Below are 25,788 nucleotides of genomic sequence, written 5' to 3'. Positions count from 1 at the left end.
TGGACCCACAGCCACCGCTTATGGTGCTCTGACGGCCCGTGGGAAAAGCTGAGACGTACAAAAAGCACACGCACAGCTGAAGCGCGCCCGGGTCGACGACAGCGCGTACGTGACCCAGTGCGACCGACAACAGCCGTGGATCGAGGAGAAGAGCTGTGAGCACCGAGAACGAGGGCACCAACGAGGGCACCACGGTCCCCCCGGCCCCGTCCGCACCCCCCGTGCCGGTGGAATCTCCCTCGGCCTCCCCGCGGACGACCGCGCCGGACGCCGGCGCGCCCACCACCCCGCTCCCGGCCACACCCCCGCAGACCCAGGACGCCCCGACCGGCCCCTACGCCGCCACGGGCAGCGCGCCCGACCCCGAGTGGCCGCCGCCCACCGCGCCCCAGGGACCGCCCGCGCCCGCTGCCCCCACCACGCCCCCGGCCTCCGCGCCGCAGGGTTCCACCGAGCCCCCGGCCTCCGCGCCTCAGGCTTCCGTGCCGCAGGGCGCGACCGCGGCCCAGGCCTCGGTGCCACAGGGTTCGACCGCGCCCGACGGCGCTTGGCCGCCCCCTCCGCCGGCCACCCCGTCGTACGAAGGCGGCTACGGCGCCAACCCGGCCGCCGGCGGCCACACCGGCTCCGCCTTCGGCGGTGACTCCGGCTTCGGCGGCGGCCACACCGGCTCAGCCTTCGGCGGCGACTCCGGCTTCGGCGGTGGCTCGGGCTCCGGCTTCGGTGGTGACTCCGGCGGCGAGCCGCCCGCCTGGGGCTCGTCCTACCAGCAGCCCACCCAGCCGAAGGCCCGCCGCGGCCGCGGCGGTCTCGTCGCCGCGGTCCTGATCGCCGCGCTGTTCGCCGGCGGTCTGGGCGGCGGCCTCGGCTACACCCTCGCCAAGAACGACGACGAGACCGGCTCGACCACCGTCTCCGCCTCCGACACCGGTGGCTCCGTCAAGCGCGACCCGGGCACGGTCGCGGCCGTCGCCGCCAAGGCGCTGCCCAGCACCGTCACCATCGAGGCCGAGTCCAGCAACGGCGAGGGCGGCACCGGCACCGGCTTCGTCTTCGACACCCAGGGCCACATCGTCACCAACAACCACGTCGTCGCGGAGGCCGTGGACGGCGGCAAGGTCACGGCCACCTTCCCGAGCGGCAAGAAGTACGACGCCGAGGTCGTCGGCCACGCCCAGGGCTACGACGTCGCCGTCATCAAGCTGAAGAACGCCCCCGCGGACCTGAAGCCGCTGACCTTGGGCGACTCCGACAAGGTGGCCGTGGGCGACTCCACGATCGCCATCGGCGCGCCCTTCGGCCTGTCCAACACGGTCACGACCGGCATCATCAGCGCCAAGAACCGCCCGGTCGCCTCCTCCGACGGCACCAGCAACAACGCCTCCTACATGAGCGCCCTCCAGACGGACGCCTCCATCAACCCGGGCAACTCCGGCGGCCCGCTGCTCGACGCCCAGGGCAACGTGATCGGCATCAACTCCGCGATCCAGTCCACCGGCAGCGGCGGCCTCGGCGGCACCAGCCAGTCCGGTTCGATCGGCCTCGGCTTCGCCATCCCGATCAACCAGGCCAAGTACGTCGCCCAGCAGCTGATCAAGACAGGCGAGCCGGTGTACGCCAAGATCGGCGCCTCGGTCTCCCTGGCGGAGTCCACCGCCGGCGCGGAGATCAGCGACGAGGGCGCGAACGGCGCCGCGGCGGTCGAGGCGGGCGGCCCCGCCGACAAGGCGGGCCTCAAGCCCGGCGACGTCATCACCAAGCTCGACGACACGGTGATCGACAGCGGCCCGACCCTCATCGGCGAGATCTGGACCCACCAGCCCGGCGACAAGGTCACGATCACCTACGAGCGCGACGGCAAGACCAACACGGTCGACCTCACCCTGGGCTCCCGCAAGGGCGACAGCTGACCGCGCCCCCTCAGCACAAGCGACCCACACGCGCGCGTGCCCACCCGTTACTCTTGTCCCCGCACCGCGCGTGATGTGATCGTGCGGCGCGGGGTGGGTTGCCCGAGCGGCCTAAGGGAACGGTCTTGAAAACCGTCGTGGCGCGAGCCACCGTGGGTTCAAATCCCACACCCACCGCGTAGAGGAACGGCCTCCGACCAGGCAGTACGGTCGGGGGCCGTTCTCGTGCGCGCCGGTCGGTGGTGGAAGGTGCCTCCGGGCGAGTGGGCCGGGTGTGGGCCGGGCGGGGGCCAGTCTGCTCACGTGAGTAGGGTGCCCCGGCCCTGTGTCATGCGTGAGGCCGAGGCGATCGTGGCGCGGGCCTCGTGGGCGGTCAGGCCGGTGCGGACGGCGGCGTCGGTGAGGGCGTCGGCCAGGGCGGGGCCGATGCCGTTCTCGTAGGCCCGGCAGGCCGCCCAGTACAGGCGGGTGTTGCGCTGGCCCTCGTGGGCGGCGAGGACGAACCGGACCAGGCCCCGGCCGTGTGCACCCGCCGCCGTCGCGCGGGGGGTGGAGCTTCTGCGGGGCGGCGGGAGCAGCAGGCGCAGGAGGGCGCGTGGGCAGGGGGCCGGGATGAGGTGCCCGGTGCCAGGTGCGGTGGTGTAGACGCCGTGGTCGGTGCGGGAACCGGGGCCGACCAGATAGCCGCCGGCGCCGCGGATGTCGATGCCGGGGGCGAGCCGGCCGGCGGAGTTGGGGACGACGACGTCCGGCGGGCCGGTGAACCAGAGGTGACGGCCGCCGGACGGGGTGAGGACGACGACCGTGGGCGGGATCGTGAACAGATGGCGCAGGGCCAGTTCCCGCAGGGCCGTCGAGGCGTCCGTGCCGGACTTGGTGTCGAGGTCGACGCCGATCAGGTGGTGCGGCGGCAGCCCGCAGGCGATGCCGTAGCCGGTGGCCCAGGGCGCGGCGGCGAACAGTGCGCGGACGCGGGCGGGGTCGGAGGAGGCGTCGTACACGCCGTGGCCGGGGCGGCCGCACGCGCCTCGGCAGGGCGGGCCGGCGGGGTCGGGGTCGTCGCGGTGGGGGGAGCGCAGGGCCGGAAGTTTCGTCCGGGACAGGGGGAGGACGGCCAGGCCGCGTTCGGCGGCCGACAGGGCGTGGGCGAGGGCCGGCGTGGTGGCCTGCCGGGGGTACCGGTCGGTGATGGCCATGAACCCATTTTCGTACTCACGTTCGAGTAAGGGAAGAGGGGGTCGCGGCCGACGCGCCGACGTGGAGCGATTGGCTGGAAATGTGACGGAACGCTTCGCCCCTTGGCGGGGCTGGAGACAGGGTGTCCGGCTTGCCGGGGGTTATGGGGTAGCGGGCAAGAAAAGTGGTGCAAGGGGTCCATGACGCAGCAGAACGCCTTCGGCTCCGGCGCCGCGAACCAGAGCAACACCGCGCAGCTCAACGGCGCCGAGTCCGGGGCCGTCAATCAGGGCAACAACGGCGCGGCGGTCGCCTTCGCCCCGCTGTGGTGGTGAGCTGAGGGGCGGGGCGGATGCCGGCACGGGACCGGCTTCGAAGTCGGCATCGCCCCCGCCTTCTGTCTTCTGTGCCGGGTGTGTTCTGTGGGGTGGCAACGCGTCTGCGCGGCGGAACTTCGGTGCCGCCGCGCAGACGTTTCTCGCCGGGGCGTACGGGGCCTGGGGCCTGGGGCCTGGGGGCTGCGTGACCTGAAGGGCACGCGGGCCCTGCCGGGTCTGTCGGGTCCGCCGACCTTGACAGTCCCCCGTATCTGACGGACAGTCAGAAATCTTCCGTCAGCGCGACGTGACCCGGGTCGAGGAGGGGGCGGTGGTGAGGGATGAGTGACGTGGAAGAGGAGCGGGAGGCAGGTACGGGTACGGCGGCAGCGCTGGAGGCGAGGCTGAAGGCCTATGAGGGCCGGCCGTCCGCGGTCGCCCGGGCCGGCCGGGACCCGGTGAACGCCCCCATGATCCGGCACTGGTGCGAGGCCATGGGCGACAGCCACCCGGCCTACTCCGGGCCCGACGCCATCGCCCCGCCCACCATGCTCCAGGTCTGGACCATGGGCGGGCTCAGCGGTCACGCGGGTCGCGCTCCGGCCTACGAGGAGCTGCTCGCCCTGCTCGACGACGCGGGCTGCACCGCGGTCGTCGCCACCGACTGCGAGCAGGAGTACCTACGCCCGCTGCGCCCGGGAGAGGAGATCACCTTCGACGCGGTGATCGAGTCGGTCTCCGGGCGCAAGACGACCAAGCTCGGGACCGGCTACTTCGTCACCACCCGTACCGACGTGCGCGTGGGCCGGGAACTGGTCGGCACACACCGCTTCCGGATCCTCAAGTACGTTCCCGCGCACCGGAAGCCGAAGGAACGCCGCCCCCGACCGGTGGTCAACCGGGACAACGCCGGTTTCTGGGATGGCGTCCGCGACCACCGCCTCCTCATCCAGCGCTGCGCCTCCTGCGCCACGCTCCGCTTCCCCTGGCTGCCCGGCTGCCCCTCCTGCGGCGCGCTTCGGTGGGACACGGTCGAGGCGAGCGGAGAGGGCACGGTCTACTCGTACGTCGTGATGCACCACCCGCCCTTCCCGGCCTTCGACCCGCCGTACGCGGTCGGCCTGATCGAGCTGGCGGAGGGCGTGCGCATCGTGAGCAACGTGGTCGGGGTGCCGTACGACAAGGTCCGCATCGGGATGCCGGTCAGGCTCGGCTTCCGGCGGTACGACGAGGAGCTGGTGCTGCCCGTCTTCGAGGCGGTGGCGGCATGAGGGCGCGAAGGGGCGGGGTCATCGTGTTCCGGAGGGCCGGCGGCATCGTGTTCGGTAGGGCTGGCGGCATCGAGCTCGGAAAGGCCGGCGGCTTCGTGTTCCGACGGCCTGGCGGCATGGTGGGTCGAGGGGGTGGCGTATGAGGGCCGGGGAGCGGCTGCGGTCGTTGGAGGTTCCGGTCACCCGCACGCTGATCGTCGCCGGCGCCCTCGCCTCGCGCGACTACCAGGACGTGCACCACGATCCGGAGGCGGCCCGCGCGAAGGGCTCCCCCGACGTCTTCATGAACATCCTCACCACCAACGGCCTGGTCGGCCGCCTCATCACCGACCACTTCGGACCGACGGCGGTGCTCCGCAGGGTCGCCATCCGCCTCGGCGTCCCCACCTACCCGGGGGACACCCTGGTGCTGACGGGGACCGTCGAGGAGGTCGACGGCGACACGGCCGTGGTGAGGGTCACCGGGGAGAACGGCATCGGACGGCACGTCACCGGCACGGTCACGGTCACCGTCCCGGCGGGGACGCGGGGCGGACCCGGGGACGGAGGTGCCGGATGAGTGTCCGGCAGCGGGACGCCCTCGGCGGCCGGGCGGCGATCACCGGGATCGGTGCGACGGAGTTCTCCAAGGACTCGGGGCGCAGTGAGCTGCGGCTCGCGGTGGAGGCGGTGCGCGCCGCGCTGGACGACGCGGGTCTCGGGCCGCGCGACGTGGACGGGCTGGTGACGTTCACGATGGACACCAGTCCGGAGATCACGGTGGCCCGGGCGTGCGGCATGGGCGAGCTGTCCTTCTTCTCCCGTGTCCACTACGGCGGCGGGGCGGCCTGCGCGACCGTCCAGCAGGCGGCGCTCGCCATCGCGACGGGCGTGGCCGAGGTCGTCGTCTGCTACCGGGCCTTCAACGAGCGGTCGGGCCGCCGCTTCGGCTCCGGCGTCCGTCGGCGGGAGCCCTCGGCGGAGGGGACGGCGCTCGGCTGGACGCTGCCGTTCGGGCTGCTCACCCCGGCCTCCTGGGTGGCGATGGCGGCACAGCGCTATCTGCACGCGTACGGGCTGACCCCGGAGGCGTTCGGGCCCGTGGTGGTCACCGCGCGCAGACACGCGGCGACCAATCCGGCGGCGTACTTCCACGGCAGACCCATCACCCTCGCCGATCACGCGGCCTCCCGCTGGATCGCCGAGCCGCTCAGGCTGCTGGACTGCTGTCAGGAGACGGACGGCGGCCAGGCGCTGGTGGTCACCTCGGTGGAGCGGGCCCGGGACCTGCCGCATCCGCCGGCCGTCGTCGTCGCGGCCGCCCAGGGCGCGGGCCGGGGGCAGGAGCAGATGACCAGCTTCTACCGTGACGATCTGACGGGCCTGCCGGAGACGGCCGTGGTCGCCCGCGGCCTGTGGCGGGCCTGCGGGCTCACGCCCTCCGACATCGACGTGGCGATCCTGTACGACCACTTCACCCCGTTCGTGCTGATGCAGCTGGAGGAGTTCGGCTTCTGCGCCCGGGGCGAGGCCACGGACTTCGTCGCCGAGGACCGCCTGCCGCTCAACACCCACGGCGGCCAGCTCGGCGAGGCCTACCTCCACGGCATGAACGGCATAGCGGAGGCGGTACGGCAACTGCGTGGCACGTCCGTGAACCAGGCACCGGACCCGGCCCACGCGCTGGTGACGGCGGGGACGGGGGTGCCGACCTCGGGGCTCGTCCTGGCCGCCGACGGGTGAGCCGTGTACGGCAGCACGGCACAGTACGGCGACGAGGCCCAAGCCCAGAGGCCCAAGCCTGAGTCCTGAGCCCTGAGCCGTGAGCCCCGAACCCTGAGCCCCGAACCCTGAGCCCCCGAACCCGGCCTGCTGCCCCTGCCGCACCCCCCAAGGGTCATCCCGCAGTACGGGCCGCCCCCTCGTCCACCTTCAGGAGGTGGAGGCAGTACCACCCCTACAACCTGAGACGGACTCTGCTTCGGCACCTGCGGCCGATCCGCCGCGCGGGGTCCGCTCCTAGCGTGGAGCCATGACCACACCCGTCTGCACCAGCGCTTCGAACGGCATGACGCGGCCCGCTCCGTACCCGTCCTTCTCGTCGTACGTCAGGGCCCGTCAGCCGGTGCTGCTGCGCACCGCCCGGTCGCTGACCGCGAACGCGAGCGACGCGGAGGACCTGCTGCAGACGGCGCTCACCAAGACGTACGTCGCATGGGAGCGGATCGAGGACCACCGGGCGGTCGACGGGTACGTCCGCCGGGCGCTGCTGAACACCCGCACCTCGCAGTGGCGCAAGCGCAAGGTCGACGAGTTCGCGTGCGACGAGCTGCCCGAGCCGGAGCCTCAGCCCGGCGAGGCCGACCCGGCCGAGCGGCAGGCGCTGCACGACGCGATGTGGCGGGCGATCATGAAACTGCCCGCCCGGCAGCGGGCCATGGTGGTCCTCAGGTACTACGAGGACCTCAGCGAGGCCCAGACGGCGCAGATCCTCGGCGTCTCCGTGGGCACGGTGAAGTCGGCGGTGTCGCGAGCCCTCGGAAAGCTCCGGGACGACCCTGAGCTGGACGTTGTTCGATAGCGTGCCTACCTGGGGATTTGGGGTGCGCTTTAACGTGACCTGATCGATCATCGCTCCCTAGTGACATACCACGCGGTATGTGCGCAGAATCAGCGCAACCGTTACCACCGCGTAGGCAATGTCGCCGCACCTGGGAGGACGCCGTGCTGAGCACCATGCAGGACGTACCGCTGCTGATCTCGAGGATCCTGACCCACGGGTCGACGATCCACGGCACATCGCAGGTGACCACCTGGACCGGCGAGGGCGAGCCGCAGCGCCGCTCCTACGCCGAGATCGGCGCCCGCGCCGCCCAGCTCGCGCACGCCCTCCGCGACGACCTCGGGGTGGTCGGCGACGACCGGGTCGCCACCCTCGCCTGGAACAACGCGGAACACGTCGAGGCCTACTTCGCGATCCCCTCCATGGGCGCGGTCCTGCACACCCTCAACCTCCGCCTGCCTCCCGAGCAGCTCGCCTGGATCGTCAACCACGCGGCCGACAGGGTCGTGATCGCCAACGGCTCCCTGCTGCCGCTCCTCGCGCCCCTGCTCCCGCACCTGAAGACGGTCGAGCACGTCGTCGTCACCGGACCCGGCGACCGCTCCCTCCTCGCCGGCGCGAGCGCGGCCGTGCACGAGTACGAGGAGCTGCTCGCCGGGAAGCCGACCAGCTACGACTGGCCCGAGCTGGACGAGCGTCAGGCCGCCGCCATGTGCTACACCTCCGGCACCACGGGCGACCCCAAGGGCGTGGTCTACAGCCACCGTTCGGTCTACCTGCACTCCATGCAGGTCAACATGGCCCAGTCGATGGGCCTGACCGACCAGGACACCTCGCTGATCGTGGTGCCGCAGTTCCATGTGAACGCCTGGGGGCTGCCGCACGCCACCTTCATGACCGGCGTGAACATGCTGATGCCGGACCGCTTCCTCCAGCCCGCGCCGCTCGCCGAGATGATCGAGAGCGAGAAGCCGACGCACGCGGCGGCCGTCCCCACCATCTGGCAGGGCCTGCTGGCCGAGCTGACCGCCAAGCCGCGCGACGTCTCCTCCCTCACCCAGGTCACCATCGGCGGCTCGGCCTGCCCGCCGTCCCTCATGCAGGCCTTCGACGAGCTCGGCATGCGGGTCTGCCACGCCTGGGGCATGACGGAGACCTCCCCGCTCGGCACGATCGCCCGCCCGCCGGCCCACACGATCGGCACCGACCAGGAGTTCGCCTACCGCCTCACTCAGGGCCGTTTCCCGGCCGGCGTCGAGGCCCGCCTCACCGGGCCCGGCGGCGAACGCCTCCCCTGGGACGGCGAGTCGGCCGGAGAGCTGGAGGTCCGCGGCAACTGGATCGCCGGCGCGTACTACAACGGCCCCGACGCCGAGCCCCTGCGCCCCGCCGACAAGTTCAGCGAGGACGGCTGGCTGAAGACCGGTGACGTGGGCACCATCTCGCCCGACGGCTTCCTCACCCTCACCGACCGCGCCAAGGACGTCATCAAGTCCGGCGGCGAGTGGATCTCGTCGGTGGAACTGGAGAACGCCCTGATGGCCCACCCGGCCGTCGCGGAGGCCGCGGTCGTCGCCGTCCCGGACGAGAAGTGGGGCGAGCGCCCGCTGGCCACCGTCGTCCTCAAGGAGGGCGCCAGCGCCGACTTCGAGTCCCTGCGCGCCTTCCTCGCCGACGAGGGCAAGATCGCCAAATGGCAGCTCCCGGAGCGCTGGACGATCATCGAGGCGGTGCCGAAGACGAGCGTGGGCAAGTTCGACAAGAAGGTGCTGCGCAGGCAGTACGCGGAGGGGCAGCTGGACGTCACCCAGCTCTGACGGACACGGAGTAACGGAGTACGGAGTACGGAGTACGGAGTACACGGAGTACACGGAATACGAGGCTGAAGCCGGCGTCGGCCGGGCAGGGTCCGCGGAGTTTCGCGGGAGCCCTGGCCGTCGGCGCCGGCGTCGTTGTCACTGCGGGGGACGGCCGCAACCGCCGCCGCCGTGCAGCGGTGACGCCGCCGTCGCCCCGCCGCATCAGGCGCCGTACCGCTGCCGTTGTCCCCGTGGCATCAGGCGCCGTACCGCTGCCGTTGTCCCCGTGGCATCAGGCGCCGTACCGCCACCGCTGCCCCGCGGAGATCACCGTCGTACCGCCGTCGTCCCCCACCCCAGCAGCAGCCAGACCCCCGCCACCGCGACTACCCCGCCCCAGCCCCAGTGGGTGAAGGCGAGGCCCGCCAGGGCCGAGGCGGTGGCGCCGCCGGCGAAGCCCGCGACGACGTAGGCGCTGTTGGCGGTGGCCGGGGCGGAGGTGGTGGTCAGGGCAAGGGTCTGGTTGGCGACGTGGGAGGCGACCAGGGCCGCGTGGATCGTGAGCGCGGCCACGAACAGCGCCGGCATCACCTGTCCGCCCAGCCAGAACAGCGGTACGGACACGGCGGCGAGCAGATACGCGTTGCGGACCACCTTCGCGGCGCCGAACCGGTCGACCAGGCCGCCGGCGAGGGGCGCCACGACGGTGGCGGCGAGCCCGAACAGGCCGAACAGCCCGGCGGTCGCGGTGGACAGGCCGTACCTCTCGCCCGTCAGCAGCAGCGCCAGCGAGGTCCACAGGGCGCTCCAGGCACCGAACATCCCCGCCTGTCGTACGGACGCCCGCCACAGGTCGGGCGAGCGGCGCACCAGCCCCGGCATGGCCCGCAGGCCCGCGAAGAGACCGCCCTCGCGGGACCGCCGGGGCTCCACGGGCAGGGCGGCGGCGGTGAGCAGGCCGAGCCCGGCGGTGAGGACGGCCGCGCCGACGAACACCGCGCGCCAGCCGAAGGCCTGCCCGGCGAGCCCGCCCAGGACGCGCGCGGCGACGATACCGGTGAACAGCCCGGCGATGACGGCGGCGACATGGCGGGCACGGCGGTCGGCCGGCGCGCGCTCGGCGATCAGCGGTACCAGCAGCTGCGGGACGACCGTCGCCGCCGAGGCGACGAGCACGGCGGCCGCGAGCGCGCCGGTGCCGCCGGCCATGGCGCCGACGACCAGGGCCGCAGCGGTGACCAGGGACAGCGCGGCGACCAGCCGGCGACGGTTCACCCGGTCCCCGAGCGGCGCGAAGAAGAGCAGTCCGGCCGCGTAGCCGAGCTGGGCGACCGAGGCGATCCAGGCCACGGCGGAGGGCACGGAGCCGAAGTCGTGGGCGATGAGGGGGAGCAGCGGCGCCGCGAGGTAGATGTTGGCGGCCGTGACGGCGGTGCACAGGGCGATGAGCGGGAGGAACAGACGGCTGGGGATCGTGGCCGACGGTTGGCTGTGCGCGAGCTGCTGACCGGTGGCGACGGGGGACGGCATGGCGGATGCTCCTTTGCCCGAATCCTTCGAGGCGATCCTTTTGAGGCGGCCCTTGGAGGTGACCCCTTCGAGGTGACCCTTCGCGTGAGGTGACCCTTGGAGGCGACTCCAACAACCAACCAGTTGGTTGGAACACGAGGTGGAACAGTCTGGGCCGCCCGTCGATTCCCTGTCAACCAACTAGTTGGTTAGCGGCTGGCTACCATGTCCCCATGGCAACGACCAGGACGCCCCGGGACCCCGAGGCCACCAAGGCGCGGATCTTCGACGCCGCGGTCGCGGAGTTCGCCCGGTACGGCATCGCGGGCGCCCGCATCGACCGCATCGCCGCCGAGGCCAGGGCCAACAAGCAGCTCATCTACGCGTACTTCGGCAACAAGGCGGAGCTGTTCACCCGGGTCCTCGGCCGGTGCATGGTCGACCTCGCCGCCGCCGTCCCCGTCGACCCGGACGACATCGAGGGCTGGCTGGACCGCCTGATGGACTACCACGCCGCCCACCCCGAACTGCTGCGCCTCCTCTATTGGGAGGGCATCGAGTACGGCACCGCCGAACTGCCCGACGAGACCGAACGGCAGGAGCACTACGCCCTCAAGGTCGCCGCCGTCCAGGACGGCCAGGACCGCGGGGTGATCAGCGACGCGATCCCAGCCCGTGACCTGCTGTTCCTGCTGGTCGCACTCGCCAACTGGGCCACCGTCGTACCGCAGATGAGCCGCATCCTGGTGGGCGCCGAGGACGCCGACCGTGCCCGCCTGCGCGCCTCGGTCAAGGAGGCGGCACGCAGACTGATCGCGGGCCGGGAAGTCGGCGCGTCGGCTGATCGCGGGTCGGGCGGTCGAGGCGTCGGCTGATCGCGGGCCGGGCGGCGGACGCGTCGGCTGATCGCGCATCTGACGGTCGGCCCGCAGGCTGAGCCGATGTCGGCCGGTCAGTTGGTCCCGATGCGGGCGAGCAGGTCCACGATCCGGCTCTGCACCTCGGCGCTCGTGGACCGTTCCGCGAGGAAGAGCACCGTTTCGCCAGAGGCCAGCCGCGGCAGGTCGGCCTGGTCGACGGCGGCGGTGTAGACGACCAGCGGGGTCCGGTTGAGCTGCTGGTTCGCCCGCAGCCAGTCGATGATCCCGGCCCGGCCCCGGTGCACCTGCATCAGGTCCATCACCACCAGGTTCGGCCGCAGCTGCCCGGCGAGCGTGACGGCGTCCGCGTCGCTCGCCGCCCGCGCGACCTGCATCCCGCGCCGCTCCAGCGTCGCGGTCAGCGCCAGCGCGATCTCCGCGTGCTCCTCGACCAGCAGCACCCGCGGCGGGTGCTGCTCGCTGTCACGCGGCGCGAGCGCCTTCAGCAGGACGGCGGGGTCGGCACCGTACGCCGCCTCGCGCGTCGCCTGTCCGAGACCGGCCGTGACCAGCACGGGCACCTCGGCGGCCACCGCCGCCTGCCGCAGCGACTGCAACGCGGTGCGCGTGATCGGCCCGGTCAGCGGGTCCACGAACAGCGCGGCCGGGAACGCGGCGATCTGCGCGTCGACCTCCTCGCGCGAGTGCACGATCACCGGCCGGTATCCCCGGTCGCTGAGCGCCTGCTGCGTGCTGACGTCCGGCGCCGGCCACACCAGCAGCCGACGCGGGTTGTCCAGCGGCTCCGGCGGCAGTTCGTCGTCCAACGGCTGCGGACGCGGCGGATCCGCCACCTCCACGGCCCCACCCGGCCCGTCGAGCGGCTCGGGCCCCTCGGCGGCGTTCTCGTCCGGGGCGCCTATGGCGTACGAACGTCCGGCCCCCTCGGTCCCGGGAGCGAGCCGCACCTGCCCGGCCGACGACTGCCCGGGCAGCGGCTGACCGGCGAGCGAGGGCTGCGGCACGGGAGGAGCGACCTGCGGCACCCCGGCCGCGGGCGTCTGCGGTACGGCGGGCTGCTCGGCCTGCGGGTGCGGACGGGCCGTCTGCTCCGGTCGCGTGGCCGGGTCGGGCGGCGTACCCAGCTTGCGCCGCCGACCGGAGCCGCCCGGGGTGTGCGGGGCGGGGGTGCCGCCGGCGGGCTGGGGAGCCTGCGGGGCTTGCGGGGCCTGAGGAGTCCGTGGGGCTGCCGCCTGCTGCACCTGCGCGGCCTGCCGGGTGAAGGGCACGCCCTGGCCCAGCGTCCGCACGCTGATCGCCCGGCCCTGCGTGGAGTTGGGGTCCACGGGCACGGAGGCGGAGGCGGCGCTCTCGGCGGGCAGCGGCTGCGCCACGCGCGGCTGTGCGACGGCTTCGGGGGGCAGCGGGGTGCCTCCGCCCGGGGTCGTCGTCACCGGAGCGGCGGTGTCGGGTGCGGGCGCCGGGGGCGCTTCCGCGGGCAGGGGCTGACCGGGAGCGGCGGCCGGGGCGGGCACGCCGACCTGGCCGGAGGCGTTCGGCTGAGCGGGCAGCGGCTGACCGGGGGCCTGCGGCGCGGGCATCGCCTGCCCACCGTCGGCCTGAGGCTGCACCGGAGCCGGAGCCGGAGCCGGAGCCGGGGCCGGAGCCGGAGCCGGAGCCGGGGTCTGCGGCTGCGCCTGCGCCTGAGCCGATGCGGGAGTCTGAGCCGGGATCTGCGCCTGGGCCGGTACGGCACCCGGCGGAACCGGACCGGCCGCCGCGGCCGCTCCTGCTGCTCCGGTCGCTCCGGTCGCTCCGGTCGCGTCCGCCGCGGGCGGGGCCACCGCCCGGCGTCGACGGCCCGTGGGGGCGGTCGTCGGATGCGGCTGCGGCGGGGTGTGGTCGTCGGCCTGGTCATGCGGAACGGCGTCATGCCGACCGTGATCGACGAGCGCGTCGTCGGCCACGCCCTGCCCGGCCACCTGAGCCTGCCCGGGTACTTGAACCTGGCCGGGCACCTGAGCCTGCCCGGGAGTCTGAGCCTGCCCGGGCGTCTGCGCCTGTCCGGGAACCGGCATCTGTCCGGGAGCCGGCATCTGCCCCGGAACGGGAACGACCGGCTGGGCCTCCCCGGACGCCGGTACCGGCTGCCCCGACAGGGGCATCTGCCCAGGAATCGCAACCGACTGCCCGGGCACGGGCATCTGCCCCGGAACCGGAATCTGCCCCGGAATCTGCCCCGGAACCGGAACCGGAATCTGACCGGGAACCGAAACCGCACCAGCACCCGCACCCGCACCCGGAGTGGGAACAGGGGAAACCGGAATCGAAGGGGGAAGCGCGGCCGGAACGGGCTGCCCCGCAGCGGGAACCGCGACCTGCCCCACTTCCTGCGCGCCACCTCCGCCCGCTCCAGCGCCCGCACCGGCGCCCGGGTCGGTCGACCCCGTCCGGTCCGCCTCCGCCGGCGGCAGGGCGAACACGGTCCGGGGCCCCGCCTCCTGCGCGGCGGCGCGCTCCGTCGCGGCGGCGAGAGCACGCCGACGACGTCCCGTCGGCTGCCCGTTCTCCACCGAACCGGACGCCTCGCCCCCGCCCGCCGCGTCGGCGTCGTGGTCGGTGTCGGCCGGTGCCGCGGGCAGCGCGGCCGGCAGAGCCTGAGGTTCGTCGACGGCGCGCCGTGCCCGCCGACCCGTGGGAGCGGGCATGCCCTGCGGCGGAACCGTGCCGCCGAGTCCCGTGCCCGAGGCGGCGGTCCCCGCCGCGTGCTCGGCGGCCGTGACGACGGCCCCCTCGGCCACCCCCTCGACCACGGCACCCGCGGCGCCGCCCGGGCCGGCGGCCTGTTCGGCCGGCCGTCCACGCCGCCGCCCGGTCCCGCCGGAGGCATCCGTGTCGTCCACCGGCGCCGCGACCGGCGTCTCCTCGGCGGCAGCGGCCGCCCGCCTGCGACGCCGTCCGGTCGGTGCCGTGGCCTCCGCCTCGGCGCCACCGTCACCCGCGCCCGGAACCTCACCCTCCAGGAAGGCGTCCACGGAGGACCGCCGAGCCCGTCGCCGGCCCGCACCAGCCCCCGCACCGGGACCCTGCTCGTAGGCGCCCCCGTCTTCGGGAGCCGCACCGTCCTCGCCGCCGTGACCGCCGTCCGAATCCGCCGAAGCCGAAGCCGGAGCCGGAGCCAAAGCCCCTCCGTCCGACCCGGCCGGCAGCGCGAACGCCGATCCGGGCACCGCCGCCGGAGCGGCGATCGCGGTCGTCCCCGCGCCCCCGCCCAACGGCACTTCGAGGACGTAGGCGCTGCCGCTCATGCCCGGCACCTCGTGCGTCTGGAGCACACCCCCGTGCGCGCGCACGATCCCGCGCACGATCGGCTCGTGCACCGGGTCGCCACCGGCGTACGGCCCGCGCACCTCGATGCGGACGACCTCGCCGCGCTGCGCCGCCGCGACCACGACGGTGTTGTCCATGTAACCGCCGGCCGAGACGGGCGCGTTGCCGGTCGCGTCCACGCCGGCGACGTCCGCGACGAGGTGCGCCAGCGCGGTCGCGAGGAGCCGGGCGTCGACCTCGGCCTCGATGGGCGGCGCGTGCACGGCGAACTGCACCCGCCCCGGCCCCACGAGCTCCACGGCCCCGTCGACACCGGCGGCGACGACGGCGTCCAGCATCACCTTCGTCCGGTTGATCTCCGTGCCGTCCGCGTCGAGGCGCTGGTAGCCGAGGACGTTGTCGATGAGGGTGGTGATGCGGGCGTAGCCGGCCGACAGGTGGTGCAGCACCTGGTTGGCCTCCGGCCACAGCTGCCCGGCGTCGTCGGCGGCCAGCGCCGACAGCTCGCGGCGCAGTTCGTCCAGGGGGCCGCGCAGGGAACGGCCGAGCAGCGTCAGCAGCTGCTCGTGCCGGGCGGCGAGAGCCTCGTACCGGTCCTTCTCGCGCTCGCCGAGCGCCGCGTAGCGCTCCTCGCCGGCCGCGAGTTCCTCCTCGTGCTGCTCGCGCAGCTCCTCCAGCTCGGTGACGTGCTGCTGGCGCAGCGCGGTGAGGTCGGAGGCGTGCTCCTCGGAGAGCCGCTCCAGTTCCTCCGCGTGCCGCTTCTCCAGCGCTGCCTTCTCCTCGGCGAGCGTGTCGTACGGCCGCCGGTCGGTGAAGGTCATCACGGCGCCGACGAGCTGGTCCCCGTCCCGCACGGGCGCGGTCGTCAGGTCGACGGAGACCTTGTCCCCCGCCTTCGACCACAGCACCTGCCCACGCACCCGATGCTTGCGCCCCGAGCGCAGGGTGTCGGCGAGCGGCGACTCGTCGTACGGGAACGGCGAGCCGTCGGCGCGCGAGTGCAGCACCAGGGTGTGCAGCTCCTTGCCGCCCAGGTCGCTCGCCCGGTAGCCCAGTATCTGCGCGGCGGCCGGGTTGACGAGCACGATCCGCCCGTCGGTGTCGGTCCCCACCACGCCTTCTGCCGCAGCCCGCAGGATCATCTCGGTCTGCCGCTGAGACCGCGCCAGCTCCGCCTCGGTGTCGACGGTGCCCGACAGGTCGCGGACGACGAGCATGAGCAGCTCGTCGTTGGCATAGCCGTAGCTGTCGTAGGCCTGCTGGCCGTTCTCCAGGTTGGCGCTGGTGACCTCGACGGGGAACTCGCTGCCGTCCGTCCGCCGGGCGACCATCCGGGTCGGCTTGGTCCGCCCGCGCGGATCCATGTGGTCGGGCCGCCGCATGGACCCGGGGATCAGCTTGGAGTCGAACTGCGGAAGCAGGTCCAGCAGCCCCCGCCCCACCAGAGCGGTCCCCGGAGCCTCGAAGGCCTCCAGGGCGATGGTGTTCGCGTTGACGACCGTCCCGTTGGCGTTGACCAGCACCAACGCGTCGGGAAGTGCGTCGAGTATGGCTGCGAGGCGAGCAGCGCCTCGGGATGGCCTGCTGCTCACGAGTCGCTTCCTCCCTGTTACCGCACCTTGCCGACCGCTCGGGCCATCTTGCCAACCGTCCCGCAGCGTGTCACGCGAGGGAGTCTAAGGGCTCATTCCGGGCTCGGGGCCCCGGATGAGAGCGAGCTCGCACGACGAAGTGACACAGAACATGTGACCGCCTGCTCAGGCTTCGCGGGACCTTCGCGCGACGTTTACGGGACAAGTGCTTTTGCCATGCGGCATCTGTGTCCCCGCTGAGCGTGGGGTTCGGGGCCGGGCCGAACGGAACCCGGGCGACCGCCCCCGGCTCAGCGGGCGTCGTCGCGCGGCACGGGCAGCAACGGCACGAAACGGTCCCAGCGCTCGATCTCGCACCCGTTGCCGCGGTCGAAGGTCGCGTCGACGGGCCGCCCGGCCCACCAGCCGGTGACGCGCGCGGTGGCGGGCCCGCCGTACCGCATGGTGCACACACTGCCCTCCGGGACGGGCCCGAAGGTGTCCCGCCCCCACCGTGTGTTCCGCTCCACCGCCCGACAGGCCCCGGCCACGTCCGGGTGACTCCCACGCCCCGCACGGCAGGACACCTCGAACCTCCCGTCCACCCCCCGCCCCGCTCCCCGGACGATCACGACGAGCCGATCCTCCCGGTCCTCGCCCCGCACGGGCGACGGCGCGAGAGCCGTCTGTGACGGCTGGGCCATCTGTGACGGCTGGGCTACCTGTGACAGGTGGGCCGCTTGTGACGACGAGTGGGCCGTCTTTGACGGGTGGGCCCTCTGTGCCGACTGAGGCGTCTGTGACAGCTGGGCCGAAAGGGCCTGCGCCGCACCCTGCGCCGGACCGGCGACCGCCGGACTGGCGACTGCCGGACCGACGAGAACGGCGACGGCGACGGAGGCGAGAGTGGCCACGGCGGACACGCCGGCGAAGGACACGGCGGGCGCGGCGGACACGGCGGGCGCGGCGACGAGGGGCCGCCGCGGCGGGATGACCTGGACCATGCCCTGCCCAACGCCACGACACCGGCGACGTTCCGCCTCGGCAATGCCTTTGCCCTGCGGCCCGCCTGCCTAGTACCGTGGAGGCCGATTGGTGACGCAGCGCTCGCCTGTGTCATCATCTGCACGCACCACTCGCACACACGCGAGCGGCTGTGCTGGAGGCGTCGCCTAGTCCGGTCTATGGCGCCGCACTGCTAATGCGGTTTGGGCCTTAAAGCCCATCGAGGGTTCAAATCCCTCCGCCTCCGCTCTCACCGAAGCCCCGGTCCCCAGGACCGGGGCTTCGTCGTTCCCCCTCGTCCTGCCCCGATCCGGACGTTTCCGCAGGTCACAAGGGGTATACGAATCGGATTTCACATGGCGGCGGCAGTCATGTAATGTTCTTCCTGTCGCCGCGAGCGGGCCGAAAGGGCCGGGAGCGAAGACAGAAACAACAGAAAAGACAAGCACTCGTAGCTTAACGGATAGAGCATCTGACTACGGATCAGAAGGTTGCAGGTTCGAATCCTGCCGAGTGCACAGCACGTCAAAGGCCCTGTGGATCACTCCACCGGGCCTCTGGCTTTTGTGTTGACGGCAGTGGTCGACGGCAACCGTCTTTGCGTGGCGAGCGCCGCCGGGCGAACCGGGCTCTAGAGGCAGCTCAGGGCCTTACCCACCTCGTAGATGGTCGGTCGGTCTTCGGGAGCAGGGCAGAGCATCGCCTCGATCACCTCGCCCAGCTCACCGCCCGCTTTGACGGGGCGGCGTCTGCCGTTGGCCACGGCCTCCCTCTGGACGGGGCGTGGAGCGTCGTCCGGGTACTCGACGGCCCGCCAACCGGTGGCCGAGATGAGCAGGGAGGCGCCGAGGGCGTAGATGTCGGCTTCCGGCGTGGGCTCGGCCTCACCAGTGGCGAGTACGCTGCGCGCGATCTCCGGCGCCTCGTAGTGGACGAGGCAGCCGCGGAACGGGAAGTCGTACCCCTCGGGGACGTGCCCACCTCGGGCTAGAGCCAGATCGATGAGATGCGTCCGCTCCGGCCCGACGATGAAGTGGGCGGGCTGTACGTCGCCGTGGGCCCAACCCTTGGCGTGCAGTTCGGCCAGCGCCTCGACACAGCCCAGTGCCACGCTGGAGTGCGGTGCGACGGACAAGTCTTTGCTACGGCAGGGCTCCCACAGGCGGTACAGGTCCGGCCCTTGATGCCACGGCTGGAAGTTCCACGTCCCGTGCTCCCATTCCCCGTACGCGAAGTCGTCGCATCCGAGGCGATGCAGCACGGCACCCTCGCGTGCGGGCGCGAGGGCGGTCCAGGGCTGGGCGGGCCAGTCGGCCGTAGCCTCGATCGGATAGCCGACCTTGACGGCGTAGTGACCTCGATGGCTCTGCACCTCCCAGACCATGGAGCCCCGGCGGTTCAGGACGAGGCGCTGAGACGTGGGCACGAGGGCGTCGAGCACCACGATCGGCAGTTCAGAGGGTGAGCCGGACAACGTCTGTCTCCTTCCGAGCGAACGCGGCCGGCCACGGGTCGAGGCCGGCCGCGTTCGCTGCTGTCTGTGCTACGCCTGGCCGTACGGGCGGCCGCAGTCGGAGTCGCACTGGGCGAGGTTCGTGCCGTCCACGGTCCACAGGTCGTCGAAGACCATGAAGCCCGCAGTCTTCATGGCCCGTGCCGAAGCGGTGACCTGCTTCGGATCACGGGCGCCACCACCGGGCTTCGGGTTGTGGTGCAGGAAGCGGCCCGCGTACCGCTCGCACAGCTCGGCGTACTCCTTCGTGTGCAGGATGAGCGCGTGAAGGCCCAGGTCCACGTCGTCCGACGGGACCATGGGGACGATCGCGGTGGCTGCGGTGACCACGAAGGCCAGCGCCTGGTCCGCGATCCGCTCGGCACGCTCGGGTGACTGCCCGTTGTGGACGACCACGAAGTGGGCGAGGCTCTGGAACAGCTCCTCGCCGGCCACCGCGCGGCCGGTCTTCTGGTCGTTCGCCGTTGCCGTCATGCGAGTACTCCCTTTTTGGGTAGTGGAGCGTGGCACTTTCAGGGTTGGGAGGCCGCCCCGAACGGGCGTGGGGGAAACCAGGGAATGAGCACCCGCCTGGGGCGGCCGGTCTACTGGCCGACAGCGAGAGCCATGCCGATCACCAGGCCGCACGACCCGCTGATCATGATGATGAAGAGGACTCCCGCGTATCGGCCGATGGCGCAGATCACAGGCCGTCCCTGCTGTTGCCGTTCTTGATGGCCAGGCGTGCGCTCAGTTTCTCCCGAGCACTCGGCTGCACCACCTTGTCCGGCATGGCATCCCACTCCCGGCCGCCGCCGATGGGCCGTATCTGCACTCGGCCGCCGAGCTCACCCATGACGATGCCGATGCGTCCCTTGGCGGTGTCCTTCGCCAGTTCACCGATGCCTGGTCTGGTCTGCTGGTTGCTCGCCATGCAAGGGAGGCATCGCGATCGGAAGGCCGTCGGTAGAAGGTCAGGCTGATTACCCAACCTGGGTAACATCGCGGGAAGTAGAGAACCAGCGACGTTGCGTAGCCCTCGCAGTGTGGGAGCTTGCCGATGCCCGACCCGGACCGGCCGCAGGAACTGCCGGCCAGGCTGCTCACCGATCCGGAGATGATCGATGCGTGTCGGGTCCGGGACTTCGCCAGAGTCTTCCGGCTGCTGAAGGTCAGGGCGGGCATCTACCCCTCGATGATCGCCCGGCGTTGTGACCTGACGCCGAGCCGTGTGGGCGAAGTCATCGCAGGCCGACGCCACTTGCGGCACATGGACGTCATCGAGCGAATCTCAGACGGCTTGCGCATCCCAGGAGGCATGCTCGGGCTCGCCCGCCGGGCGTGGGAGACGCCCCAGGCTCTCGTGGTCGACGAGCGCGAGGCGCCCCAGATATCGGAGCCGGAGCAGCAGGCCCCCGCGTCGCTGCCAGGTCCCGATGTGGACAGCATCTTGGCGCTGGCCACGCGAACCAGCTTGAACAAGGCCACTCTTGAAGCTTTTCGCTCCTCCATCGAGGACTACTGGCGACGAGACGACCAGCACGGCGGAGAAGCACTGCGGCCTGCCATTGTCGGCCAGCTCCGTTATGTCGTCGGACTCTTGAAGGAGAGCCGACCGCCGTCCATCCAGAACGGCCTGTATGGCATCGCGGCCGAGCTGGCCCGCCTGACTGGCTGGACCTACTTCGACGCCCGCCAGTACAACCAAGCCCGCGCGTACTTCACCGAGGCCTTGCACCTGGCGAAGGAGATCGACGACCGGCAGTTCATGGCCAACGTCCTCGCCTGCATGAGCTTGCAGGCGACCTACCAGGACAAGCCAGCGGACTCATTGGCACTCGTCACCGCCGCCCAGGACCAGGCTCGGTCAGCACTCGGCAGTACGCCGCGCGTCATGTCGATGCTGGCCATGCGGGAAGCATTCGCCCATGCCACCCTCGGCAACCGTGATGACACGCACCGGGCGATCGGGGAAGCACACAGCCAATTCGAGCAGATCGGGGCGAGCGATCCGGACCCCTCATGGGTGACCTACTTCGATGAGCCGAAGCTCATCGTGGACACGGGCATCGCCCATGGCCGACTGGGCGAAGCGGCAACCGCCGAACCTTTGATCGCCGATGCCCTGCGGCGGGAGCAGCAGACGAACCAGCGAGGCCGCGCGTTTCACTCGTTCTGGCTGGCTCGTACACAGCTTGACCAGGGCAAGCTTGACCAGGCGTGCCATACCGCCACGCCAAGCCCTTGAGCCCGCATCGGCGGTGGCCTCGGAGCGTGTATCAGGGCATCTCAGGGAGTTCTACGACCAGTTGGCCCCACACAGGCAGGAGCCCGTAGCCCTTGCCTTCGAGGCGCGGCTACGGGAACTCCTCCCGCCGGTCAGCGGATCGCTTCGTCCATGAGCAGGTAGAGCAGGCCGACGAGAGATCCACTACTCACGACCTCGCGGCGGTCTATCATCCCGCGTACCTCCGAGAGGGGGATCCACTCGATGCGGTCGGACTCGTTCTTCTCCGTGGGCGGACCGGCGTACGTGGCGCCGTCGATGCGGAAGACGTGGTGCTGCGAGTCGGTGATGCCGTTCGCCGGCTCGGCATAGATCAGGGGCTTGATGGGGCCGGGGCGCCAGCCGGTTTCTTCCAGGACTTCGCGGGCTGCCGCTTCCTCCGGCGTCTCGCCGTCCTCGACCAGGCCCATGGGCAGCTCCCAGGCCCATGAGTCCGTGATGAAGCGGTGCCGCCACATCATCAGGACCTCTTGGCGCTCGTTGACCACGGCGGCAACGGCCAGGTGCCGGAGGCGGACGACGTGGTACTCCCACCTGCGCCCGTCAGGCTGCTGGACGTCGACCAGACACAGATTCACCCACTTGTTCGTGTAGACCTGTCGCTCACCGTGGGTCTTCCACTCCATACCTGCGGCCCCTCTCGATCGGTCTCCAGGGTCTCAGACCGGCTGGAAGGGGGGCGCAGGTTCGGTCCTTTTTACGTCACTCTGACGAGATGTCCAGTGCGGGCAATGCTTCCAATTGGAAGCGGCCGAGTGCCAGGACGTGGAGTTCAGTGAGTAGCGACCTGTCGTCGAGCCGACGGGCTGACGAGTCAGCAGGAGGCCCGGGGCCGAGGCTTGGGCGCAGTTGCGCAGTGTCTGCTACAGGCAGTGGTGGCGGGCAGTGGGCGTTGGTCGGCCACTGCCCGTCTGCGCATGGTGTGTCGCTGTCAGTCCTTGGTCTGTGTGGCCGGATGCGACGTGTGCCGGCCGTGGTCGGCCCTGGGGGCGGGGGTCCGGTGGGTCGCCGCTCGGGCGGCCCCTTCGTCCAACGTCAGGAAGAGCACGGCGAACAGCAGCAGGGCCGTGCCGGTGAGGACGACCGCGTTGGGCCGCTCGTCGAAGACCAGGACGCCGATGACCGCCGCGGTGAGTGGCTCGACCAGGGCGACCACGGAGGCGGTGGTCGCCCGTACGGCTCCGAGGCCGACGAAGAACAACGTGTACGCCAGCGCCGTCGGCACCGCTCCCACGTAGAGGATCAGGCCGAGGGTCCAGGCCGCACGCTCCATGTCGGGCAGCAGGCCCTCCAGCAGAGCCATCGGCAGAAGGCAGACTGTGCCCACCGCGAAGCCGGTCACCGTCGCTTCGAACGCGCCACCGGCGTTCTTCCGGCCGGTGAAGCGGCCCAGCAGCGTTACGCCCGCGTAGCCGGCTGCGGAGAGCAGCGCGTACCCGATGCCCAGGAGGGGAGCCGGGCCGGTGCTCCCGTCCGCGCCGCCCATCAGCAGCACCAGGCCGATGACGCCGCTCACCACGGCGGCGGTTCCGGCGGCGCCGGTGCGCTCGCCCAGGGTGAGCCGGGCTCCGACGGCGACCAGTACGGGGCCCGAGCCCAGGGTCACCACCGTGGCTACGGTCAGTCCGGCCTGTTGCACGGAGGCGAAGTAGGCCGTCTGGTACACGGCCAGCCCCAAGCCTGTGACCAGGGCTCGCCGTGGGTTCGCCGCGTAGGTTGCGCGCAGCGAGAGCGCCGTCTCCGGCCGCCGGGTCCGCCGTACCAGATGAGCGGTCAGGAGTAGTCCGAGTCCGGTCAGGAATCGCCAGAAGGAAACGGAGACGGGGCCGATCCCGCCGACGTCGTACAGTTCGGCGGCTACAGCACCGCCAGTGCCCCACGCTGTGGCCGCAATCGCGACGTAGAGAACACCCTGCCGAACGGACAGGGCAGAAGAGGACTGCAACTGAGGTCTCCTCGAGTGGTTGCCGGCACGATCTCTTCCGTGGGCAACCCACACAGCCATCCCGGCACCTCGGGATGGCTCTGCACGACTGCCCGCCTCAAGCGGCGGGCGGCGGAGGCGTCAGAAACAGCTGCATGTGATCACGCTACCCGGCAACGGGGCAGGCGTCCCGGAACAGGTCGCGAGCGGCCGGCCACCTTGCGGATCTTCCCCTTGGTCTCCGGGGAAGGGTTCGGCTTTTCCATCACTCCACCTCGTCTCCCGGGGCTGCGTCTCGTCGCCTTGTGCGAGGAGGCGCCCCCTCTCGGAGATGAGGCCCGGTCAGGCTGGCGGCCCCCGGTGGATTGATCACCGGCTGTGGGTGAGGGCGCTCGGGGTCTGGCGGCCGACGATGGCGGGGGCCTCCTGGACGAGGGTGTCGTCGGTGAGGGCTTCGACCATGAACAGGGCGAAGTCGACGCGGCGGGTGAGGTTGCTGGAGAGGACGGGGTCGCCGACGTGCCGGCTCCAGACGGGGAGGCCCTGGCTCTCGCCCTCCTCCAGGCTGCTGCCGCGTACGACGGTCCAGCGGGTGTCGCTGGCGAAGACGCGGCGGCAGGCCTCCACCTGGTCGTCTATCTCGACGGCGCGGACGAGCCTGCCCAGCACGGCGGCGATCCGCAGGGCCGCCCGGAACGTCCACGAGTACCTGTCCTTGCCGTCGCGGGTGATGTGCCAGCCGCAGGAGAAGATCAGGCGGGCGCCCGGCCGGGCGTGGTCGAGCACCGCCTGGGCCGTGCCCGACGCGTACTGCCGCACGCCCCAGGGCACCAGCACCGTCAGCACCCCGTCGCACCCGGCGACCGCCCGCCGGATCACCTCCGGGTCGTCGGTGGGTCCGGGGACGACGGTGATCCGGCCCTCGAACGCGGCCAGTTTCGGCACGCTGCGCTCGCGGCACACCCCGACCACCTCGTAGCCGCGGTCCAGCGCGTGCCGGACCATGTACTGCCCGAGCTTCCCCGAAGCCCCGATGACGCAGACCTTCCTGATGTGATCCGTGCCCATGGCGCAGCCCTTCGCCGGAATGTCCACCTTATGTTGTAAGGCAAGCTAGCCTTATGCTGTAAGGCGGTCAAGGGAAGGGAAAGGAGCAGTCCGTGAGCGAGGGAGGCAAGGGGGGACGGCGGCGGGCGTCGGCGCGTATCCCGCTCAGTCGTGAGCGGGTGATCCGTACGGCGGTGGCGGTGGCGGACGCCAAGGGGACGGCCGCGCTGACCATGCGGGCCATCGCCGAACCCCTCGGTGTCGAGGCGATGTCGCTCTACCACCACGTCGCGGGCCGGGAGGAGATCCTCGACGGCATGGTGGACGCGGTGTTCGCCGAGATCGACCTGCCACCGCGCGACACGGACTGGAAGAGCGCCATGCGCCACCGGGCGGAGTCCGCCCGTGCCGCGCTCCGGCGCCATCCCTGGGCCGTCGGCCTCATGGACTCCCGCAGCCGGCCCGGCCCCGCGACCCTGCGCCACCACGACGCCGTCCTCGGCGCCCTGCGCACCGGAGGGTTCTCCGTCCCCATGGCCGCGCACGCCTTCTCGCTCGTCGACAGCTACCTGTACGGCTTCGTGCTCCAGGAGCTGAGCCTGCCGTTCGCCAACTCCGCGGAGCTGGACGAGGTCGCGGGCGCCATGCTGCGCGACATGCCCGCCGACGCCTATCCCCACCTCACCGAGCTCGCCGTCGAGCACGCGCTCAAGCCCGGTTACGACTACGCCGACGAGTTCGAGTTCGGCCTCGGCCTCATCCTCGACGCCCTGCGTCCGGACGAGGTCTGATGGCCGGTACCTGGGAGCGCCTTCGAGGGCTCGCGGCCGTGCTCGCCGGGTCCGAGGGGGCGGGCCTGGGCCGTCAGGCGGGGTTCTCGTCGGTGCGGAGTTCCTCGCGGTAGGCGCGGGCCAGGGTCGTCGCGCGGGTGAACCAGTCCGTCAGGACGGCCCGCTCCTCGGGGGAGTAATCGGCGAAGAGGGCGCCCAGGCGGTCGTAGTAGGGCTGGTAGAGGGCGTAGGCGCGGGCCACGGCGTCGGGTACGGCGGCCACGCGGACGCGTCGGCGGTCCTGGGGGTCGGGGCGGCGGGTGACGTAGCCGGCGCGTTCGAGGCGGTTGAGGATGCCGGTCACCGCGCCCGTGGTGACGTGCACGCGGGTCGCGAGGTCACCCGCGGTCAGGAGGTTCTCGCCGGCCTGGAGGACGTAGGCGAAGCAGGTCAGGTCGGTGACGTTCAGGCCCAGGCGCTGGGCCATCTCCTGCTGGCCGAGCAGATGGGTCGCGATGAGGTCGTCCATCGCCGCGATCGCTTCTGCGGGGGTGGCGGCGGGACGGGGCGGCGGCTGGGCGGTCATCGCGGGGTGCTCTCTCCTCGGTACGGATCCCCTGCCGGACGGCGCCGGGTTTCCGTCGGTTCTTCTTCGTCCTGCTGGGTCCTTGTTATCTGCTTTCCTCTTCTCTTACCTTGTAAGAGGTTTGGTTCATCAACCTCTTAGGCTGTGAGGGATTCGGATGGCGCTGTACGACGAGGGGCACACGGTCGCCGGCTGGACCGGCGTGGGCATCGTGGCGGTCGGGGGGTCCGTGGCGGGGGTGGGGGTGTGCACCGGCTCCGCCGCGCTGGTGGCCGGGGGGCTCGCGATCGTCGTCCTGGCGGGACTGGTCACCTGGGCGCTGCACCTGGCCGGGTGGGGCAAGCCGCCCGGGGTGCGGCCGCGGGCCGAGTGGGGGATGGGGGTGCGGGACC

21 protein-coding genes, 3 tRNA genes and 1 pseudogene are annotated in these 25,788 nt (G+C 71.9%); 14 read left to right on the top strand and 11 right to left on the bottom strand.

Annotated elements, in window-relative coordinates:
* Positions 1 to 155: 155 nt before the first annotated feature.
* Complete coding sequence (locus ALMP_RS26110; RefSeq protein ID WP_264932403.1) at positions 156 to 1,910, top strand: S1C family serine protease; 1,755 nt, start codon at positions 156 to 158, stop codon at positions 1,908 to 1,910.
* Between the two features lie 92 nt (positions 1,911 to 2,002).
* Positions 2,003 to 2,087, top strand: a tRNA-Ser gene (locus ALMP_RS26105).
* Between the two features lie 122 nt (positions 2,088 to 2,209).
* Here ALMP_RS26105 and ALMP_RS26100 read toward each other — a convergent pair.
* A complete protein-coding gene (locus ALMP_RS26100) occupies positions 2,210 to 3,106 on the bottom strand; it encodes a bifunctional DNA primase/polymerase (RefSeq protein ID WP_264932401.1) in 897 nt (298 codons plus the stop codon).
* Between the two features lie 180 nt (positions 3,107 to 3,286).
* Here ALMP_RS26100 and ALMP_RS26095 point away from each other — a divergent pair, with 180 nt between their 5' ends.
* The 6 genes from ALMP_RS26095 (at position 3,287) to ALMP_RS26070 (ending at position 9,033) form a co-directional block, all read left to right on the top strand.
* Complete coding sequence (locus ALMP_RS26095) at positions 3,287 to 3,421, top strand: hypothetical protein (protein ID WP_264932907.1); 135 nt, start codon at positions 3,287 to 3,289, stop codon at positions 3,419 to 3,421.
* Between the two features lie 323 nt (positions 3,422 to 3,744).
* Entirely contained in the window at positions 3,745 to 4,674 is a 930-nt protein-coding gene (locus ALMP_RS26090) for a bifunctional MaoC family dehydratase N-terminal/OB-fold nucleic acid binding domain-containing protein (protein ID WP_264932399.1), read from the top strand.
* A gap of 139 nt (positions 4,675 to 4,813) precedes the next feature.
* Complete coding sequence (locus tag ALMP_RS26085) at positions 4,814 to 5,233, top strand: MaoC/PaaZ C-terminal domain-containing protein (protein ID WP_264932397.1); 420 nt, start codon at positions 4,814 to 4,816, stop codon at positions 5,231 to 5,233.
* On the top strand, positions 5,230 to 6,396 hold the full coding sequence (locus ALMP_RS26080) for a lipid-transfer protein (protein WP_264932395.1): 1,167 nt from the start codon (positions 5,230 to 5,232) through the stop codon (positions 6,394 to 6,396). The genes ALMP_RS26085 and ALMP_RS26080 overlap by 4 nt, the downstream gene beginning before the upstream one ends.
* A gap of 289 nt (positions 6,397 to 6,685) precedes the next feature.
* Positions 6,686 to 7,234 carry a SigE family RNA polymerase sigma factor gene (locus ALMP_RS26075; protein WP_264932393.1) on the top strand — a complete coding sequence of 183 codons (549 nt, stop codon included), beginning with the start codon at positions 6,686 to 6,688 and terminating at the stop codon, positions 7,232 to 7,234.
* Between the two features lie 143 nt (positions 7,235 to 7,377).
* Positions 7,378 to 9,033: a long-chain fatty acid--CoA ligase gene (locus ALMP_RS26070; RefSeq protein ID WP_264932390.1), complete on the top strand. Its 1,656-nt coding sequence runs from the start codon at positions 7,378 to 7,380 to the stop codon at positions 9,031 to 9,033.
* A 309-nt stretch (positions 9,034 to 9,342) separates the two neighbouring features.
* Here ALMP_RS26070 and ALMP_RS26065 read toward each other — a convergent pair whose 3' ends face one another.
* A complete protein-coding gene (locus tag ALMP_RS26065) occupies positions 9,343 to 10,545 on the bottom strand; it encodes an MFS transporter (RefSeq protein WP_264932388.1) in 1,203 nt (400 codons plus the stop codon).
* Positions 10,546 to 10,757: 212 nt separating this feature from the next.
* Between ALMP_RS26065 and ALMP_RS26060 the strand changes: the two genes are divergently transcribed.
* Entirely contained in the window at positions 10,758 to 11,399 is a 642-nt protein-coding gene (locus ALMP_RS26060; protein ID WP_264932385.1) for a TetR family transcriptional regulator, read from the top strand.
* A 77-nt stretch (positions 11,400 to 11,476) separates the two neighbouring features.
* Here ALMP_RS26060 and ALMP_RS26055 read toward each other — a convergent pair whose 3' ends face one another.
* Together ALMP_RS26055 and ALMP_RS26050 are read right to left on the bottom strand one after the other, a co-directional pair.
* A complete protein-coding gene (locus tag ALMP_RS26055; RefSeq protein WP_264932384.1) occupies positions 11,477 to 16,306 on the bottom strand; it encodes a PAS domain-containing protein in 4,830 nt (1,609 codons plus the stop codon).
* Positions 16,307 to 16,596: 290 nt separating this feature from the next.
* Positions 16,597 to 16,989, bottom strand: a complete 393-nt coding sequence (locus ALMP_RS26050; protein WP_264932381.1) for a subtilase-type protease inhibitor — start codon at positions 16,987 to 16,989, stop codon at positions 16,597 to 16,599.
* 457 nt (positions 16,990 to 17,446) lie between these two features.
* Between ALMP_RS26050 and ALMP_RS26045 the strand changes: the two genes are divergently transcribed.
* Both ALMP_RS26045 and ALMP_RS26040 read left to right on the top strand, forming a co-directional pair.
* Positions 17,447 to 17,537, top strand: a tRNA-Ser gene (locus tag ALMP_RS26045).
* A gap of 198 nt (positions 17,538 to 17,735) precedes the next feature.
* A tRNA-Arg gene (locus ALMP_RS26040) sits at positions 17,736 to 17,808 on the top strand.
* Between the two features lie 113 nt (positions 17,809 to 17,921).
* On the opposite strand, the gene ALMP_RS26035 is transcribed toward ALMP_RS26040, so the two are convergent.
* The 3 genes from ALMP_RS26035 to ALMP_RS26025 all read right to left on the bottom strand — a co-directional run bounded on the left by ALMP_RS26035 (position 17,922) and on the right by ALMP_RS26025 (position 19,716).
* On the bottom strand, positions 17,922 to 18,764 hold the full coding sequence (locus tag ALMP_RS26035; RefSeq protein ID WP_264932379.1) for a protein kinase: 843 nt from the start codon (positions 18,762 to 18,764) through the stop codon (positions 17,922 to 17,924).
* A gap of 69 nt (positions 18,765 to 18,833) precedes the next feature.
* A complete protein-coding gene (locus ALMP_RS26030; protein WP_264932377.1) occupies positions 18,834 to 19,277 on the bottom strand; it encodes a hypothetical protein in 444 nt (147 codons plus the stop codon).
* Between the two features lie 208 nt (positions 19,278 to 19,485).
* Positions 19,486 to 19,716 carry a hypothetical protein gene (locus ALMP_RS26025; RefSeq protein ID WP_264932375.1) on the bottom strand — a complete coding sequence of 77 codons (231 nt, stop codon included), beginning with the start codon at positions 19,714 to 19,716 and terminating at the stop codon, positions 19,486 to 19,488.
* Positions 19,717 to 19,842: 126 nt separating this feature from the next.
* On the opposite strand from ALMP_RS26025, the pseudogene ALMP_RS26020 reads away from it, so the two are divergent.
* A pseudogene (locus tag ALMP_RS26020) lies at positions 19,843 to 21,184 on the top strand (hypothetical protein).
* Here ALMP_RS26020 and ALMP_RS26015 read toward each other — a convergent pair.
* The 3 genes from ALMP_RS26015 to ALMP_RS26005 form a co-directional block, all read right to left on the bottom strand.
* The gene (locus tag ALMP_RS26015; protein WP_264932373.1) at positions 21,162 to 21,695 is read right to left on the bottom strand and encodes an NUDIX hydrolase; all 534 of its coding nucleotides are present in this window, start codon (positions 21,693 to 21,695) and stop codon (positions 21,162 to 21,164) included. The pseudogene ALMP_RS26020 and the gene ALMP_RS26015 sit on opposite strands and share 23 nt — an antisense overlap.
* Before the next feature lie 305 nt (positions 21,696 to 22,000).
* A complete protein-coding gene (locus ALMP_RS26010) occupies positions 22,001 to 23,074 on the bottom strand; it encodes a DMT family transporter (RefSeq protein WP_264932371.1) in 1,074 nt (357 codons plus the stop codon).
* Between the two features lie 288 nt (positions 23,075 to 23,362).
* A complete protein-coding gene (locus ALMP_RS26005) occupies positions 23,363 to 24,061 on the bottom strand; it encodes an NAD(P)-dependent oxidoreductase (protein WP_264932368.1) in 699 nt (232 codons plus the stop codon).
* Between the two features lie 92 nt (positions 24,062 to 24,153).
* Between ALMP_RS26005 and ALMP_RS26000 the strand changes: the two genes are divergently transcribed.
* Positions 24,154 to 24,831, top strand: a complete 678-nt coding sequence (locus ALMP_RS26000; protein WP_375803536.1) for a TetR/AcrR family transcriptional regulator — start codon at positions 24,154 to 24,156, stop codon at positions 24,829 to 24,831.
* A gap of 73 nt (positions 24,832 to 24,904) precedes the next feature.
* On the opposite strand, the gene ALMP_RS25995 is transcribed toward ALMP_RS26000, so the two are convergent.
* Positions 24,905 to 25,396: a MarR family winged helix-turn-helix transcriptional regulator gene (locus ALMP_RS25995; RefSeq protein ID WP_264932366.1), complete on the bottom strand. Its 492-nt coding sequence runs from the start codon at positions 25,394 to 25,396 to the stop codon at positions 24,905 to 24,907.
* 157 nt (positions 25,397 to 25,553) lie between these two features.
* Here ALMP_RS25995 and ALMP_RS25990 point away from each other — a divergent pair.
* On the top strand, positions 25,554 to 25,788 hold a 235-nt coding region (locus ALMP_RS25990; RefSeq protein WP_309299539.1), incomplete at its 3' end, for an HGxxPAAW family protein.

The organism is Streptomyces sp. A012304 (assembly GCF_026008495.1).
Lineage (GTDB): Bacteria > Actinomycetota > Actinomycetes > Streptomycetales > Streptomycetaceae > Streptomyces.
Note: the sequence above shows the minus strand (reverse complement) of the source record. Positions and strands in the feature narration are given on the sequence as shown.